This is a genomic window from Aquipseudomonas ullengensis, assembly GCF_014174475.1.
Taxonomy (GTDB): domain Bacteria; phylum Pseudomonadota; class Gammaproteobacteria; order Pseudomonadales; family Pseudomonadaceae; genus Aquipseudomonas; species Aquipseudomonas ullengensis.
Genome location: NZ_JACJUD010000001.1, coordinates 765664 through 780611, shown reverse-complemented (window position 1 = coordinate 780611; position 14948 = coordinate 765664). Strand labels below are relative to the sequence as shown.

14 protein-coding genes are annotated in these 14948 nt (G+C 65.1%); 7 read left to right on the top strand and 7 right to left on the bottom strand.

Annotation, left to right across the window (positions count from 1 at the left end; translation table 11 throughout):
- Window positions 1–155 precede the first annotated feature (155 nt).
- Together H3H51_RS03450 and H3H51_RS03445 are read left to right on the top strand one after the other, a co-directional pair.
- Window positions 156–959, top strand: coding sequence for a gamma-glutamyl-gamma-aminobutyrate hydrolase family protein (locus tag H3H51_RS03450; protein ID WP_183087613.1), 804 nt, complete (start codon window positions 156–158; stop codon window positions 957–959).
- Window positions 960–1224: 265 nt separating this feature from the next.
- Window positions 1225–3201, top strand: coding sequence for a methyl-accepting chemotaxis protein (locus tag H3H51_RS03445; protein ID WP_183087612.1), 1977 nt, complete (start codon window positions 1225–1227; stop codon window positions 3199–3201).
- Between the two features lie 57 nt (window positions 3202–3258).
- Here the strand turns inward: H3H51_RS03445 and betT are convergent, their stop codons facing one another.
- The 3 genes from betT to H3H51_RS03430 all read right to left on the bottom strand — a co-directional run bounded on the left by betT (window position 3259) and on the right by H3H51_RS03430 (window position 7159).
- Window positions 3259–5235: a choline BCCT transporter BetT gene (gene betT, locus H3H51_RS03440; protein ID WP_183087611.1), complete on the bottom strand. Its 1977-nt coding sequence runs from the start codon at window positions 5233–5235 to the stop codon at window positions 3259–3261.
- A gap of 123 nt (window positions 5236–5358) precedes the next feature.
- Complete coding sequence (locus H3H51_RS03435) at window positions 5359–6855, bottom strand: YifB family Mg chelatase-like AAA ATPase (protein WP_183087610.1); 1497 nt, start codon at window positions 6853–6855, stop codon at window positions 5359–5361.
- A 40-nt stretch (window positions 6856–6895) separates the two neighbouring features.
- The gene (locus H3H51_RS03430) at window positions 6896–7159 is read right to left on the bottom strand and encodes an accessory factor UbiK family protein (protein WP_183087609.1); all 264 of its coding nucleotides are present in this window, start codon (window positions 7157–7159) and stop codon (window positions 6896–6898) included.
- A 414-nt stretch (window positions 7160–7573) separates the two neighbouring features.
- Between H3H51_RS03430 and glnK the strand changes: the two genes are divergently transcribed.
- The 5 genes from glnK (at window position 7574) to sutA (ending at window position 11599) form a co-directional block, all read left to right on the top strand.
- Window positions 7574–7912 carry a P-II family nitrogen regulator gene (glnK, locus tag H3H51_RS03425; protein ID WP_021700071.1) on the top strand — a complete coding sequence of 113 codons (339 nt, stop codon included), beginning with the start codon at window positions 7574–7576 and terminating at the stop codon, window positions 7910–7912.
- Between the two features lie 38 nt (window positions 7913–7950).
- Window positions 7951–9267 carry an ammonium transporter gene (locus H3H51_RS03420; RefSeq protein WP_183087608.1) on the top strand — a complete coding sequence of 439 codons (1317 nt, stop codon included), beginning with the start codon at window positions 7951–7953 and terminating at the stop codon, window positions 9265–9267.
- A gap of 93 nt (window positions 9268–9360) precedes the next feature.
- Window positions 9361–10611 (top strand): ammonium transporter, encoded by a 1251-nt coding sequence (locus H3H51_RS03415; RefSeq protein ID WP_183087607.1) that lies wholly within the window; start codon window positions 9361–9363, stop codon window positions 10609–10611.
- Between the two features lie 140 nt (window positions 10612–10751).
- The gene (locus H3H51_RS03410) at window positions 10752–11177 is read left to right on the top strand and encodes a secondary thiamine-phosphate synthase enzyme YjbQ (protein ID WP_183087606.1); all 426 of its coding nucleotides are present in this window, start codon (window positions 10752–10754) and stop codon (window positions 11175–11177) included.
- 95 nt (window positions 11178–11272) lie between these two features.
- On the top strand, window positions 11273–11599 hold the full coding sequence (gene sutA / locus H3H51_RS03405; RefSeq protein WP_183087605.1) for a transcriptional regulator SutA: 327 nt from the start codon (window positions 11273–11275) through the stop codon (window positions 11597–11599).
- 128 nt (window positions 11600–11727) lie between these two features.
- Here the strand turns inward: sutA and H3H51_RS03400 are convergent, their stop codons facing one another.
- The 4 genes from H3H51_RS03400 to dapF all read right to left on the bottom strand — a co-directional run bounded on the left by H3H51_RS03400 (window position 11728) and on the right by dapF (window position 14946).
- Window positions 11728–12432 (bottom strand): HAD family hydrolase, encoded by a 705-nt coding sequence (locus H3H51_RS03400; protein WP_183087604.1) that lies wholly within the window; start codon window positions 12430–12432, stop codon window positions 11728–11730.
- Window positions 12429–13328: a tyrosine recombinase XerC gene (gene xerC / locus H3H51_RS03395; protein WP_183087603.1), complete on the bottom strand. Its 900-nt coding sequence runs from the start codon at window positions 13326–13328 to the stop codon at window positions 12429–12431. Before xerC ends, H3H51_RS03400 begins: the two co-directional genes overlap by 4 nt.
- Window positions 13329–13423: 95 nt before the next feature.
- The gene (locus H3H51_RS03390) at window positions 13424–14119 is read right to left on the bottom strand and encodes a DUF484 family protein (RefSeq protein ID WP_183087602.1); all 696 of its coding nucleotides are present in this window, start codon (window positions 14117–14119) and stop codon (window positions 13424–13426) included.
- Window positions 14116–14946, bottom strand: coding sequence for a diaminopimelate epimerase (gene dapF, locus H3H51_RS03385; protein WP_183087601.1), 831 nt, complete (start codon window positions 14944–14946; stop codon window positions 14116–14118). The genes H3H51_RS03390 and dapF overlap by 4 nt, the downstream gene beginning before the upstream one ends.
- Between the last annotated feature and the right edge of the window lie 2 nt (window positions 14947–14948).

Here is a 14948-nt window from a genome sequence, read left to right as displayed (position 1 = left end):
CGGCCGTCGCGGAAGGTTCGTTACCTTCTACTCCCATGCCTCCAGGTGAGGCCCAGCTACGCCGCCGACAGACGGTCCGTGCCAAACAGGTAGTGCGTCGATCTCCCGACCCGCCTGCACAGCAACGGCAGACCGATTCTGCCCCAAGGTGACGTATGTCCAACAACAACAGTGCCAAGAACACTTCTGCCAAGTGCAAACCCGTCGTGTTGATGTCCATGGGCGCCCAAGAGCGCAAGGGCCACGACTATCAGGTAATGACCCACAAATACATCACGCCACTGGTGGAGATCGCCGGCTGTGTACCTGTGCTGGTGCCTACCTGCTGCGGTATCGAAGACCTCGAGCAATACCTCGACATGGCGGACGGTGTGTACCTCACCGGCGCCGGCTCGAACATCGACCCAACGCTCTACGGCCAGGAAAACCTGACCCCCGATAAGGGCCAGGATCGTGACCGCGATCTGTTCGACCTGCCGCTGATCAAGGCCGCCATCGCCCGTGGCCTGCCGATCTTCGGTATCTGCCGCGGCATGCAGGAAATCAACGTGGCCCTGGGCGGCGACATGTACCAGAAGCTCTACGCCGAGCCGGGCTTCAATGATCACCGCGAAGATTCCAACGCCCCGGTCGACGTGCAGTACGCGGCGAGCCACAGCGTGCGCCTGCAAGCCAACTCCTGGCTGGCCAAGCTGATGCAGAGCGAAGAAATTCGCGTCAACTCGCTGCATGGCCAGGGCGTGAAAACCCTGGGCAAGGGCCTGGAGTCGCTGGCCCGCGCCGAAGATGGTCTGGTCGAGGCGTTCCATGCGCCGAGCCTGTCGCCCTTCCTGTTCGCCGTGCAGTGGCACCCGGAATGGCAAGCCGCGCAAAACCCCGACTCGGTGAAGATCTTCCAGGCCTTCGGCGAAGCCTGCCGCCAGCGCGCGGCCGGCCCGGCCTACGAGATGGCCTGCTGATTCAGAGATCGTAAACAGGTTCTCTGGTTGACCCACCGGGGCGGCAACGCCCCGGTTCGCCCTCCGCAGACGGCATCTGTCCGTTTGCAGCGGCGCAATGTGCACCGCCACGGTGCATAGCTGACCGTTTGAGCAGTTTTGATCTTTTTCCCCGCTCTCCGCGCTATGCCGCACTAATCTGCTCAAGTACTCTCGCCGCCCGCCGACGTATCGTCTAGCGGCCGCGCCCTCGCGCACCTGATTACTTACCCGGAGAGCTCGCCCCATGTCCCAGCCCAGGTCCCGCATTGCCTGGCAACTCGCCGTTGCTCTGGCCCTGATCCTGATTCTGCTGATCAGCGGCAGCACCCTGTTCGCCCTGCGTTCGCTCGACCAGGCCAACCTGGCGACCCGCGAGGAACACCTGGCCAGCGAGGCGCGTCTGCTGGTCGACCAGCTCAACACCTTCCACGGCAGCCTGCGCGAAAGCACCCAGCGCCTGGCCGGGTTGTTCGAGAAGCGCTTCGCCAGCGGCCTCAGTGTGCATGCCGAGGAGCGCCTGCCCGTGGCTGCCCTGACCCCGCCGGCGCTGTACCTGAATGGCCAGGTGCTGAACAACGACTTCGCCCTGGTCGACGAATTTCGCCAGCTCACCGCCGGTGTCGCCACCGTGTTCGTGCGTGATGGCGCGGATTTCGTGCGGGTGACTACTTCGCTGAACAAACAGGACGGCACCCGCGCCATCGGCACCGTGCTCGACCACGCGCACCCGGCCTATCAGCGCCTGCTGGCGGGGCAGAGTTATGTCGGCCGGGCGCTGCTGTTCGATCGCTACTACATGACCCAGTACACCCCGGTGCGTGACCCCGCTGGTGCGGTGATCGCGGTGTTGTTCGTCGGCTTCGACTACACCGATGCGCAGGCTGCGCAGTTCAGCAACCTGCAGCGCTTTCGCATCGGCAAGACCGGCTCCCTGGCGCTGCTCGACGAGCAGGGCAAGTGGCTGGTGCCGCCGGCCGGCATGCGCCAGGCCGATGGCTTGAACGCAGTCATGGCCGAGCTGACCCAGGCACCGGGACACGGCCATTTCTGGAGCGATGGCACCGAGGAGTTCTTCAGCGTGGCCACGCCGTTTGCCGATGGTCCGTGGCAGGTGCTGGCCAATATGCCTAAGGCGGAGATCCGCGAGGTGACCTGGCGCGTCGGTGGGCAACTGGCCTTTGGCAGCGTGCTTGCGATGATCCTGGCGGTTGCGGCGGTCACCTGGCTGCTGCGCCGCCGCCTGCGTCCGCTGGGCGATCTGGTGCAGCAGGCCCAGGCGCTGGGGGCCGGCGATCTGAGCGCACGGCTGAATGTGTCCAGTCAGGACGAGATTGGCGAGCTGGCGCGCAGCTTCAACCAGATGGGCGAAGCGCTGGCGACCATGGTGGCGCACATCCGCAGCGCCGCGCAGCAGGTCAGCAGCCGTTCCCAAGTGCTCAGCGGGCTGTCCAGCGGCGCCTATGAAGGCATTGAGCAGCAGTCCGGCGAAATCGGCAGCATGGCTGGTGCGGTGGAAGAGTTCAGCGCCACCGCCCTGGATATCGCCGACAACATGCGCAGCACCGAACGCATGGCCAGCGCCAATGCGCAGCAGACGCGCATCGGCCGCAGCTCGATGGACGAGGCCTCGGCGGCGCTGGAGCAGATCTCCGCTGCGCTCAATGGCACCGCCACGGTGGTCAACACCCTGGGCCAGCGCTCGCAGGAAATTGGCGGCATCGTCGGGGTGATTACCGCCATCGCCGATCAGACCAACCTGCTCGCCCTGAACGCCGCGATCGAGGCCGCGCGTGCCGGTGAGATGGGTCGCGGCTTCGCCGTGGTGGCCGATGAAGTGCGCAACCTGGCGGCCCGCACCCGCGAGGCGACCACGGAAATCTCCACCATGATCGGCAGCATCCAGAGCGAAACCAGCAGCGCCATCAGCACCATGGAGCAGGGCCAGACGCTGATGCGCAACGGTCTCGACCTCAACGCCAAGGTGGCCGCCGCGCTGGCGCAGATCGCCGAGCAGAGCACCGCCGCCGGTGAGCAGTTCGCTGCGATCACCACCGCGACCCAGGAGCAGAGCAGCACCGCAACGCTGCTCAGCAGCAACCTGCAGAGCATTGCCCTGGCCAACAGCGAGCAGCGCGACGTGGTGGCCAACCTGGCAGAAACCGCGCGCGAGCTGGATCGCCTGGCCGAGGAACTGCGTCAGGAAGTCGGCCGCTTCCGCTGAGGATGAAAAAAGCCCCGGTGCCGTGCTGCGGCGCCGGGGCTTTTTTGTGCGTGAAGCTCAGCGCACCACGTGCAGGTAGTGCATGTGTTTCTCGTACTGGTCGAGCAGGTCGCCGATCACTTCATCGCGGCTCCAGCCCATCACGTCGTAGTCCTGCCCGCCTTCGCGCAGGTACACCTCGGCGCGGAAGTACTTGCGTGCGTCCTGGTTGTCATCGCCGGTGTCGCGGAAGGCGAAGCTGGGTTGGGCGAATGCGCGTGGGCGGATCTGGTAGGAAAAGTCGGTTTCCTCGCCATGGGCGACCGTGAGCTGGATGCGCTCGTCGTCCCCCCGACTGACCTGCACCGTGTAGCCCTGCTTGCGCAGTTCTTCGGCGACATCCTCGAAGGCTGGCTGCACCGTCTCGCTGATGAAACGACCGACATGCGAGCGGCGCGGGAACATCGCCATGTTGCGCAGTCGGCGCTGCCAGCCGCCGTGCTGGCGTTGTGCCGGGCGCGAGATGTTCAGCGCCTGGTAGCGAATGCCGCGCTTGGTGGCATCCAGACGCAGGGCCTTGAACAGGCCCCAGATGGCTGCCAGCAGCACGATGGAGAACGGCAGTGCGCTGGCGATGGTGGCCGTTTGCAGGGCTTTCAAACCGTCGGCCAGCAGCAGGGCCATGGCGACCACGCCAATCAGGATCGACCAGAACAGGCGTTGCCACAGCGGCGTGTGGTCACGCCCGCCGGAGGCCAGCATGTCGACCACCAGGGCGCCGGAGTCGGCCGAGGTAACGAAGAACACCACCACCATGGCCACGGCAATCAGCGATGACAGGGTGCTGAAGGGGAAGTGTTCGAGGAAGGCGAACAGTGCCAGCGAGCTGTCCGCATTGGCCGTGTCGGCCAGGCTCTGCACGCCCTGGTGGAGCACCAGGTGGATGGCGCTGTCGCCGAACACGGTCATCCACAGCAGGGTGAAGGCCGCCGGCACCAGCAGCACGCCGCAGACGAATTCACGAATGGTGCGCCCGCGTGAGATGCGCGCGATGAACAGGCCGACAAAGGGCGACCAGGACAGCCACCAGCCCCAGTACAGCAGGGTCCAGCCGCCGATCCAGTCGGTAGGCTCGTAGGCATAGAGGTTGAAGGTCTTGCTGACGATCTCCGACAGGTAGGCGCCGGTGTTCTGCACATAGGTCTGCAACAGGAACACGGTCGGCCCGAGGACCAATACGAACAGCAGCAGAATCACCGCCAGCCCCAGGTTCAGCTCGGAGAGGATGCGGATGCCCTTGTTCAGGCCGCTGGCCACCGAGAGCGTGGCCAGGGTGCAGGTGACGGCGATCAGGCCGATCTGCACCGGTACGCTGACCGGCACGTCGAACAGGTGGTGCAGGCCGCTGTTGATCTGCAGCACGCCGTAGCCGAGCGAGGTGGCGACACCGAACACCGTGCCGAGAATGGCGAAGATATCGACCGCATGGCCGATGGGGCCGTAGATGCGCTCGCCAATCAGCGGGTACAGGGCCGAACGCAGGGTCAGCGGCAGGTCATGGCGGTAGCAGAAGTACGCCAGGATCAGCGCGACGATGGCGTAGATCGCCCAGGCATGCAGGCCCCAGTGGAAGAACGTCAGCTTCATCGCCTCGCGCGCGGCATCCACGGTGCCGGCTGCGCCCACCGGCGGCGAGCTGAAGTGCTGCAGGGGTTCGGCCACGCCGAAGAACATCAGGCCGATGCCCATGCCGGCCGAGAACAGCATGGCGAACCAGGTGCTGTTGCGGTATTCCGGCTGGCTGTGGTCGGGGCCGAGTTTGATGTCGCCGTAGCGGCTGACGGCGAGAAATACCGTGCTGATCAGGATCAGCGCGACGGTCAGCACATAGAACCAGCTGGCGTTGCCGATGATCCAGCCTTGCAGGGCGCCGAACACGCCTTGCGCCTGTTTTTTCAGCAATACGCTGTACAGCACGAGGGCAACGATGAGGATGGTGGAGCCGAAAAACACCGGCGGATTGAGGGTAGAACGCGAAGACGAAGATGCCTCCATTGAGCTAGCTCTCCTTATGATCGGATGGCCGCCAAGGGCGGAAGGCGGACTATCCTAGCATAGTCGATAGTATTTTTCTTTTTAGAATGCGTTCCTGATAGTTTTTACGGTTGCGGTGTGGGTCTAGCCGCCTTGGCTGGGGCGGTATTGCAGGGCTTCGGCCAGGTGTGAGCGGGCTATATCTGCGGCCTGCTCCAGGTCGGCCAGGGTGCGCGCGACCTTGAGCAGGCGGTGCGCGGCGCGCAACGACAGGTTCAGGCGCTCGCAAGCCTGTTCCAGCCAGTGCTGGTCCTGCACCTGCAGCACGCAATGCTGGCGCAGGCCTGGTAGGTCGAGAAAGGCATTGGCACAGCCCTGGCGGGCCATCTGCCGTTGCCGCGCAGCCGCCACTTCGGCAGCGGCGCTGGCGCTGCTCTGACCGGGTGTGGTCGGTGCGCCGAGGGCGGTACTTTCGCGGGCCACGGTGAGGTGCAGGTCGATACGGTCGAGCAGCGGGCCGGACAGCTTGCTGCGGTAACGCTGGATCTGCTCCGGCGTGCAGCGGCAACGCCCGGCTGGGTCGCCGAGATAGCCACAAGGGCAGGGGTTCATCGCCGCGACCAACTGGAAGCGCGCGGGGAAGCGCACTTTGTCGCGCGCCCGGGCGATCACGATAAAACCGGACTCCAGCGGCTCGCGCAGCACCTCCAGGACCTTGCGATCGAACTCGGGCAGCTCGTCGAGAAACAGCACGCCCTGATGGGCCAGGGTGATCTCGCCGGGTTGTGGGCGACTGCCCCCTCCGACCAGCGCCGGGCCAGACGCACTGTGATGGGGCTGTCTAAATGGACGCTGCGGCCAGCGCTCCAGCGGCGCATGGCTGGCTACCGACTGGATGGCGGCCACTTCCAGGGCTTCCTGCTCATCCAGCGCCGGTAACAGGCCGGGCAGGCGGCTGGCCAGCAGGGTCTTGCCGGTGCCGGGTGGCCCGGTAAACAGCAGGTTATGACCCCCGCTGGCGGCGATCAGCAGGGCGCGCTTGGCGGCCAGTTGGCCCTGCACTTCGGCCAGGTCCGGATAGGGCTGCACTTCACGCAGCAGGCCGCTGGCCTGATACGGCAGCAGCGGGGTCTGGCCACTGAGGTGGGCGGCGATCTGCAGCAGGTGTTCGACGGCGAGTACGCTCAGGCCTGAGGCTAGGCTGGCTTCCTCGGCATTCGCTCGCGGCACCACCAGGGTGCGTCCGGCAGCGCGCGCGGCCAGCGCGGCGGGCAAAACGCCCTGCACCGGGCGTACGGCGCCGGACAACGCCAGCTCGCCGAGGCATTCCAGTTGCTCCAGGCCGGCAGCGGGTACCTGGCCGCTGGCGGCGAGCACGCCGAGGGCGATGGCCAGGTCGAAGCGGCCACCGTCCTTGGGTAGATCGGCCGGGGCCAGGTTCAACGTGATTCGGCGCGGCGGAAAATCGAAGCCGGCATTGAGGATGGCGCTGCGCACGCGGTCCTTGCTTTCCTTGACCGCGGTTTCCGGCAGGCCGACCAGGGCCATGCTCGGCAGGCCGTTGGCCAGGTGCGCCTCGACGGTCACGGAGGGGGCATCGACGCCCACCTGGGCGCGGCTATGGACAATGGCCAGGGACATGGATCACTCCTTGATCGCATGCCGCCGCGCCGAGCGGGAGTTACTCGGTAGGCGGCGGAGTCGGTTGGGCTTCCAGTTCGGCGACGCGGGCTTCGAGGGCCTCGAGGCGTGCACGGGTTCGGGCGAGGACAACCATCTGGCTGTCGAATTCGTCGCGGCTGACCAGGTCCAGCTTGCTGAACGCGCTCTGCAACAACACCTTGAACTGCGCCTCGAACTCACCGCGCGGGAGCGGGGAATCGCCGCTGAACAGGCGTGAGGCATGGCTGGCAAGGGTGTCGAGGATGGCTTTGGGCGGCAACATGGCGGGAATTCCGGGAACAGACGGCCGGCAGTGTAGCACGCAGGTCCGAGCCGATTGCTGCGCCACGGCGGTGCGCTCTTTTCGCGCACAACGGCGGCGCATGGTGCACCATGACTGTGCGGTCAGACTGCATCGAAATCCCTGCAAGGCCCGGCTGGCGAGGCTAAGCGCATGAATTCATCGGCTTTTGGCAGAGCTGGCAAGGTTTCTGCTAAGTCTCTGGTGACGCGTGCACCGATGCAGTACCGGTGCGCAGGGTGAGGCGGGGGAATGCTTCACCGCATGCGGTTGGTTGGCATCGGACTAGCCGGCGCCAGAGGCGGCCGATGCGTTTCAAAAGCCAGACACTGCGCTTAGACTTGAGCCGGGTTTGTTCTTCCTGGGGCAAGTCCACCAAATACGGGAGAGAGTTTCATGAAGCTAGTCACTGCCATCATCAAGCCGTTCAAGCTGGACGACGTGCGCGAGTCACTGTCGGAGATCGGCGTGCAGGGCATCACCGTAACTGAAGTCAAAGGCTTCGGTCGGCAGAAGGGTCACACCGAGCTGTATCGCGGTGCTGAATACGTGGTGGATTTTCTGCCGAAGGTGAAGATCGACGTGGCCATCGCTGATGACCAGCTGGATCGCGTCATCGAGGCGATCACCAAGGCGGCCAACACCGGCAAAATCGGCGACGGCAAGATCTTCGTAGTCAATCTGGAACAGGCCATCCGCATCCGTACCGGCGAAACCGGCACAGACGCAGTTTAAGCCTCAGAAACCAACACCACGCCCCAGGAGAAAACAATATGACTCTGCGTAAGATCGCAGGGCTAGGAGCCCTCTTGTCCCTCGTAACGCCAGGCTTGGCCATGGCTGACGAGGTTGTCCTCAACTCTGGCGATACCGCCTGGATGCTGACAGCGACCTGTTTGGTGCTGTTCATGACCATCCCGGGCCTGGCCCTGTTCTACGGCGGCATGGTCCGCTCCAAGAACATCCTCTCGGTAATGATGCAGTGCTTCGCCATCACCGGTCTGATCAGCATCCTGTGGGTCGTTTACGGCTACAGCATCGCGTTCGACACCACTGGCATGGAGCAGGGCGTTGTTAACTTCAACTCCTTTGTTGGCGGCCTGTCCAAGGCGTTCCTCGCAGGTGTCACACCTGCCAGCCTGACAGCGGCCTTCCCGGAAAGTGTGTTCATCACCTTCCAGATGACCTTCGCCATCATCACCCCGGCCCTGATCGTTGGTGCCTTCGCCGAGCGCATGAAGTTCTCCGCGATGCTGATCTTCATGGCGGTGTGGTTCACTCTGGTCTACGCCCCGATCGCCCACATGGTGTGGTCCGGTAACGGCGGCCTGATGTGGGACTGGGGCGTACTGGACTTCGCTGGTGGCACCGTGGTGCACATCAACGCCGGTATCGCTGGCCTGGTTGCCTGCATCGTGCTGGGCAAGCGCAAAGGCTTCCCGACCACCCCGATGGCGCCGCACAACCTGGGTCTGACCCTGATTGGTGCTGCCATGCTGTGGGTCGGCTGGTTCGGCTTCAACGCCGGCTCCGCCATCGCTGCCAACGGCACTGCCGGTATGGCCATGCTGGTTACCCAGATCGCCACCGCCGCCGCTGCACTGGGCTGGATGTTCGCCGAGTGGATCACCCACGGTAAGCCGAGCGCCCTGGGCATCGCTTCCGGTGTGGTTGCCGGTCTGGTTGCCATCACCCCGGCTGCCGGTACCGTTGGCCCGATGGGCTCGCTGATCATCGGTCTGGCTGCAGGCGTGATCTGCTTCTTCTGCGCCACCAGCCTGAAGCGCAAGCTGGGCTACGACGACTCCCTGGACGCCTTCGGCGTGCACGGTATCGGCGGCATCGTCGGCGCTCTGCTGACCGGCGTGTTCGCAGCTCCGGCCCTGGGCGGCTTCGGTGCGGTAGAAGACATCGGCGCGCAACTGTTCATCCAGTTCAAAGGCGTCGCCTTCACCGTGGTGTACACCGCTGTGGTCACCTTCGTGATCCTCAAGGTGCTGGACCTGGTGATGGGCCTGCGCGTGACCGAAGAAGCCGAGACTGTAGGTCTCGACCTCTCCGAGCACAACGAGCGCGGCTACAACCTGTAAGTCTTCAGGTGAGTTGAAAAACGCCCGGTTCGCCGGGCGTTTTTCTGTCCGCGCCAATGGCGGCGTGGGGGCATTAGGTACAAAGGAGTACCCATGGAAAACACGGCTCTGATTCCCTTGCAGTATGCGCTCGACACCTTCTATCTGTTGATTTGCGGGGCCCTGGTGATGTGGATGGCGGCGGGTTTCGCCATGCTCGAGTCTGGCCTGGTGCGGGCCAAGAACACCGCGGAAATCCTCACCAAGAACATCGTCCTGTATGCCCTGGCCTGCGTGATGTACCTGCTGCTGGGCTACTACCTGATGTACAGCGGCGACGCTGGTGGCGTGCTGCCCAACTTCGGTTTCCTGATCGGCAGCGAGCATGCGGTCGAAACGGTCGCGGCCGGCGGCGAAGGCGCTCCCGGATTCGCCAAACGCGCCGACTTCTTCTTCCAGGTGGTGTTCACCGCGACCTGCATGTCGATCGTCTCCGGCGCCGTGGCTGAGCGGATGAAACTGTGGGCGTTCCTCGCCTTCGCCGTGGTCATGTGCGGCGTGATCTATCCGGTGGAAGGCTACTGGACCTGGGGCGGCGGCTTCCTCAAGCACGCCGGCTTCAAGGATTTCGCCGGTTCTGGCGTAGTGCACCTGGCGGGCGCCACTGCGGCACTGGCCGGGGTCATGCTGCTGGGCGCACGCAAGGGCAAGTACGGTCCGAATGGCCAGATCAATGCCTTCCCTGGCGCTAACCTGCCGTTGGCCACGCTTGGCACGCTGATCCTCTGGTTCGGCTGGTTCGGCTTCAACGGCGGCTCGCAGTTGAAGATCAGCAGCATCGAAGACGCCAACGCGGTGGCCTCGGTGTTCGTCAACACCAACCTGGCGGCGGCCGGTGGTCTGCTGGCGGCGCTGGTGGTGGCACGCCTGCTGTTCGGCAAGGCCGACCTGACCATGATCCTCAATGGCGCCCTGGCCGGCCTGGTGGCGATCACCGCCGAGCCAGCCACGCCAACCGGCGTGCAGGCCGCGTTGATCGGCGCGGTGGGTGGCGTGCTGGTGGTGTTTAGCATCCTGCTGCTGGACAAGCTGCGCATCGATGACCCGGTGGGTGCCATCTCGGTGCATGGCGCCGGCGGGCTCTGGGGGCTGCTGGCCGTGCCGCTGACCAACTCTTCGGCCAGCTTCAGTGCGCAACTGATGGGCGCGGCGTGCATCTTCGCCTGGGTGCTGGTGGCCAGCCTGCTGGTCTGGGGCGTGATCAAGCTGGTGATGGGCCTGCGCGTCAGCGAGGAAGACGAGTACGAAGGCGTCGACATCGTCGAGTGCGGCATGGAGGCCTACCCGGAGTTCACCCGCAAGTAATGGGGGGGTTAGGCATGACACAGGGCGCTACGGCGCCCTTTGTCATGTGTGGTCGATGCAATTTCTTCATCACTGCCTAGGTGAAATACCCGCGCGCAGGCTCTAAAATGCGCCGCGAATGGTGCCAGTAGGTGGCGGTCATGTGGCAACAGCGGATGATTACCCTGCGTGCGCGAGCGCGTGGCTTCCATCTGGTCAGCGATGAGCTGGTGACGGCATTGCCGGAACTGGCGCGCTGCAAGGTGGGTCTGTTGCACCTGTGGCTGCAGCACACCTCGGCCTCGTTGACCATCAACGAGAACGCCGATGGTGCGGTACGACGTGACTTCGAGCGCTTCTTCAATCGTCTTGTGCCCCAGGGTCAAGACGGTTACGAACATGATTACGAAGGACCGGACGACCTGCCGGCACATTTCAAGTCCAGCCTGCTGGGCTGCCAGCTGAGCCTGCCGATAACCTCAGGGCGACTGGCGCTGGGCACCTGGCAAGGCATCTATCTGGGCGAGCACCGCGATCAGGCGGGGGCACGTCGGGTACTGGCGACACTCCAGGGCGAGTTCGACTGAACGCGCACCGGGCCAAGAATTTTTCCAGCGGCGTGTTTGCAAAGCGCGCCGCTGGGCTATAAGTAACGTGCTTTTCGCAAGTCATGAGGTAAAACATGAGCGACGAAGAACTGGAACAAGACGAGCTCGAAGCGGGCGACGAGGATGAAGGCGAGGAGCTGGCTGCCGCCGATGACGGCGATGCCGAGGATGACGATGGCGAAGTCGCCGCGCCGTCCGGCAAGGCTGGCAAGAAGGCCAAGGCCGCTGTCGATGTCGAGGAACTGCCGAGCGTAGAAGCCAAGCAGAAGGAACGTGATGCCCTGGCCAAGGCCATGGAAGAGTTCCTCTCGCGTGGCGGCGCGGTGCAGGAGATCGAGGCCAACGTGGTCGCCGATCCGCCGAAAAAGCCAGACAGCAAATACGGCAGCCGGCCCATCTGAGGTCGCTTCACCGATGAAAAAGCCCGCCAATTGGCGGGCTTTTTCATGGGCGTTTGCTGGGCTGTTTTCGGCACGAGCCCTGCTCGCAAATGTTGCCGTACTGCCAGGTTCGCGGGCAGAGCCCGCTCCTACTGGGTTTGCTTCCAGTTCTGCAGCAGTGCGGGCAACTCGGCCAGGCTGCGGATTTCTGCGTCTGGCGGCTGCTCGCCGCTCCATGCCTTGCCCTGCGGGTTGAACCAGATCGCGCCCAGGCCTGCGGCCCGCGCCCCGGCAATGTCGTCGCTGGGGTGGTCGCCAATATGCACGGCCTGGGCGGCAGGCACGTCGGCGTGTTGCAGGGCGGTGAGGAAGGGCTTCGGGTCGGGCTTGCCGATGCCCAGTTCTTCGGCGCACAGGGCGAACTGGAAGTAGTCGGCCAGGCCGAGACGGCGCACATCGGCGTTGCCGTTGGTGATCACGCCGAGGATGAAGCGTTCGGCCAGGTGCTCTAGGGTCGGGTGCACCTCGGGGAACAGCGCGACCTGATGGCGCGCGGCGAGAAATACCTGAAAACCCAGCTCGGCCAGCTCGGCTGCTTCTGTCTGGGCATAGCCGGCGTCTTCCAGGGCGTGGAACAGGATGCGCCGGCGCAGCTCGCTGAGGCGGTGCTTGAGGCCCGGATCGGCGCTCAGCAGGCGGCTGCGGATCGCCCACAGGTGCTCGATGGGTATCGGGCCCAGGCGCGTGGCATGTTGCGCCAGCCAGTCGCGCAGGACGGCCTCGGCGCTGTGCATGACCGGGGCGACATCCCACAGGGTGTCGTCGAGGTCGAAGGTGATCAGGCGCAGGCTCATTCGTCGCTCCCGCTGCTGCGTTTGGCGCGTGGATGGGCGCGGTCATACACCGCGGCCAGGTGCTGGAAATCCAGGTGGGTGTAGACCTGGGTGGTGGCGATATCGGCGTGGCCGAGCAGCTCCTGCACGGCGCGCAGGTCCTGTGACGACTCCAGCATGTGGCTGGCGAAGCTGTGCCTGAGCATGTGCGGGTGCAGGTGCTGGCCCAGTTCGCGCACGCCGGCCTGGCGTACGCGCAACTGCACCGCGCGGGCGCCCAGGCGGCGACCTTGCTGGCTGATGAACACGGCGCCATCGGCCGGGTTGGCCAGGGTGCGCAGCGGCAACCATTGTTCGAAGGCCTCGCGGGCCTTGCTGCCCAGCGGCAGCTCGCGGGTCTTGTTGCCCTTGCCGGTGACCCGCACCAGGCCGCCGGCCAGGTCGAGGCCGTCGAGGTTGAGGCCGACCAGTTCGGACAGGCGCAGGCCGGAGGAATAGAACAGTTCGAGCATGGCCTGGTCGCGGCGGGCGATGAAGTCGTCCTCCACGGCGCCATCGAGCAGTTGCTGGGTACGGTCGGCATCCAGCGTGCGGGGCAGGCGGCGCTCGCCTTTTGGGGCGCTGATGCCGCCGGCCGGGTCGTGCCGGCAAAGGCCTTCACGGCTCAGGTACTGGTAGAAACCGCGCACCGCCGACAGCAGGCGCGCCAGCGAGCGGCTGGCCAGGCCGGTGCCATGCAGACGGGCGATAAAGCTGCGCAGGCTGCGACTATCGAGGTCGGCCCAGCTGCCGATGGCGTTCTTCTCGCACAGGGCCAGCACCTTGTGCAGGTCGCGCCGATAGCCATCGAGGGTGTGCAGCGACACCTGGCGCTCGCGCCGCAGGTGTTCGAGGTAGGCGTCGAGGTGATCCTGCATGGAGGGTTCCAGGCGCGGGGCAGCGGGTAGGAGCGAGCTCTGCTCGCCAAGCGTTTGCGCAGACCGTTTCGCGAGCAGGGCTCGTTCCTGCGGAATCAGCGCACCGAGCGCATGGGCGCGGCAAAGCGCGGCAGCACGCGGGCCAGGACTTCAGCCACATAGCTGAGGAACAGGGTGCCGAGGCTGCTCTTGTAGTGCTGCGGATCGGGGCTGCCGATGGCCAGTACGCCGTGCAGGCCCTGATGGGTCAGCGAGACCACGGCGGCCGAGCCGACCTGCTCATGTTCGGCTTCGCCGAAGAGGAACAGTAATTCGTTGGGGCGCAGCACGCCGCAGGTGGATTTGCCGCCGCTCAGCAGGTTGCCGATGGCCTGGTGCGCCTCGGCGCTGGTCACTGCGCGGCCGACCCCCAGGGGCGCCTCGCTGAACAGGATCAGACTGACGAAGGGCACCTGGAATTCATGGCGCAGGCTGTCTTCCACCGCACCGACTACTTCTTCCAGGCTGCTGGCATCGAGCAGGTCGAGGATCAGGCGGCGGGTCTTGTCGAACAGGCGGTCATTGTCGCGCGCCACGTCCATCAGCAGCGACAGGCGATGGCGCATGTCGATGTTGCGTTCGCGCAGCAGCTTGACCTGGCGCTCCACCAGCGACACCGCCTCACCGGGAAGGTGCGGGATGCGCAGCTCCGGGATCAGCTCATCATGGTCGACGAAGAATTCCGGGTGCTGCCGCAGGTAGGCGGCGACGCTCTCGGAGTCGAGCTGAACGGGCTGATCCTGGTCACTCATAGACGGACTTGTCCTTCGTACACACGAACGGCGGGTCCGGTCATCATAACCGGCTGGCCCGGGCCTGCCCACTCGATGCACAGCTTGCCGCCGGGCAATTCCAGCTGCAGGGGCGAATCCATCCAGCCCTGGCCAATCGCAGCCACTGCCGCGGCGCAGGCGCCGGTGCCGCAGGCCTGGGTTTCCCCGGCGCCGCGCTCCCATACGCGCAGGCGCGCATGCTGGCGATCGACCACCTGGAGGAAGCCGACATTGACCCGCTGCGGGAAGCGCGGATGGTGTTCGAGCTTGGCGCCGAGGCTGTGCACCGGTGCGCTGTCGACATCGGCGACGCGCAGCACTGCATGCGGGTTGCCCATGGAGATGGCGGCGAGCTCGACGGTTTGTCCGTCGACGTCGACCGGGTAGCTCAGGGCCTGGCTGTCAGCCTGAAACGGGATATCGGCCGGCACCAGGCGCGGCGGGCCCATGTCGACGGTGACCTGGCCATCGGCGCGCAGGTTGAGTTCGATGATGCCGCCCTTGGTTTCGACGCGGATCTGCTTCTTCACCGTCAGGCGCTTGTCGATCACGAAGCGCGCGAAGCAGCGCGCCCCGTTGCCGCATTGCTCCACTTCCGAGCCATCGGAGTTGAAGATGCGGTAGCGGAAGTCGACGTCCGGGTTGCTCGGCGCTTCGACCAGCAGCAACTGGTCGAAGCCCACACCGGTGTTGCGGTCGCCCCAGGCCTTGGCATGCTTGGCCTGGATATGCGCGTGCTGGCTGATCAGGTCGAGGACCATGAAGTCGTTGCCGAGGCCGTGCATCTTGGTAAAGCGCAGCAGCATGA

What these genes read in the sequence shown, in the direction of transcription:
- H3H51_RS03450 (WP_183087613.1), top strand. Translation starts at nt 156, where the DNA reads ATGTCCAACAACAACAGTGCCAAGAACACTTCTGCCAAGTGCAAACCC.
- H3H51_RS03445 (WP_183087612.1), top strand. Translation starts at nt 1,225, where the DNA reads ATGTCCCAGCCCAGGTCCCGCATTGCCTGGCAACTCGCCGTTGCTCTG.
- betT (WP_183087611.1), bottom strand. Translation starts at nt 5,235, where the DNA reads ATGGAGGCATCTTCGTCTTCGCGTTCTACCCTCAATCCGCCGGTGTTT.
- H3H51_RS03435 (WP_183087610.1), bottom strand. Translation starts at nt 6,855, where the DNA reads ATGTCCCTGGCCATTGTCCATAGCCGCGCCCAGGTGGGCGTCGATGCC.
- H3H51_RS03430 (WP_183087609.1), bottom strand. Translation starts at nt 7,159, where the DNA reads ATGTTGCCGCCCAAAGCCATCCTCGACACCCTTGCCAGCCATGCCTCA.
- glnK (WP_021700071.1), top strand. Translation starts at nt 7,574, where the DNA reads ATGAAGCTAGTCACTGCCATCATCAAGCCGTTCAAGCTGGACGACGTG.
- H3H51_RS03420 (WP_183087608.1), top strand. Translation starts at nt 7,951, where the DNA reads ATGACTCTGCGTAAGATCGCAGGGCTAGGAGCCCTCTTGTCCCTCGTA.
- H3H51_RS03415 (WP_183087607.1), top strand. Translation starts at nt 9,361, where the DNA reads ATGGAAAACACGGCTCTGATTCCCTTGCAGTATGCGCTCGACACCTTC.
- H3H51_RS03410 (WP_183087606.1), top strand. Translation starts at nt 10,752, where the DNA reads ATGTGGCAACAGCGGATGATTACCCTGCGTGCGCGAGCGCGTGGCTTC.
- sutA (WP_183087605.1), top strand. Translation starts at nt 11,273, where the DNA reads ATGAGCGACGAAGAACTGGAACAAGACGAGCTCGAAGCGGGCGACGAG.
- H3H51_RS03400 (WP_183087604.1), bottom strand. Translation starts at nt 12,432, where the DNA reads ATGAGCCTGCGCCTGATCACCTTCGACCTCGACGACACCCTGTGGGAT.
- xerC (WP_183087603.1), bottom strand. Translation starts at nt 13,328, where the DNA reads ATGCAGGATCACCTCGACGCCTACCTCGAACACCTGCGGCGCGAGCGC.
- H3H51_RS03390 (WP_183087602.1), bottom strand. Translation starts at nt 14,119, where the DNA reads ATGAGTGACCAGGATCAGCCCGTTCAGCTCGACTCCGAGAGCGTCGCC.
- dapF (WP_183087601.1), bottom strand. Translation starts at nt 14,946, where the DNA reads ATGCTGCTGCGCTTTACCAAGATGCACGGCCTCGGCAACGACTTCATG.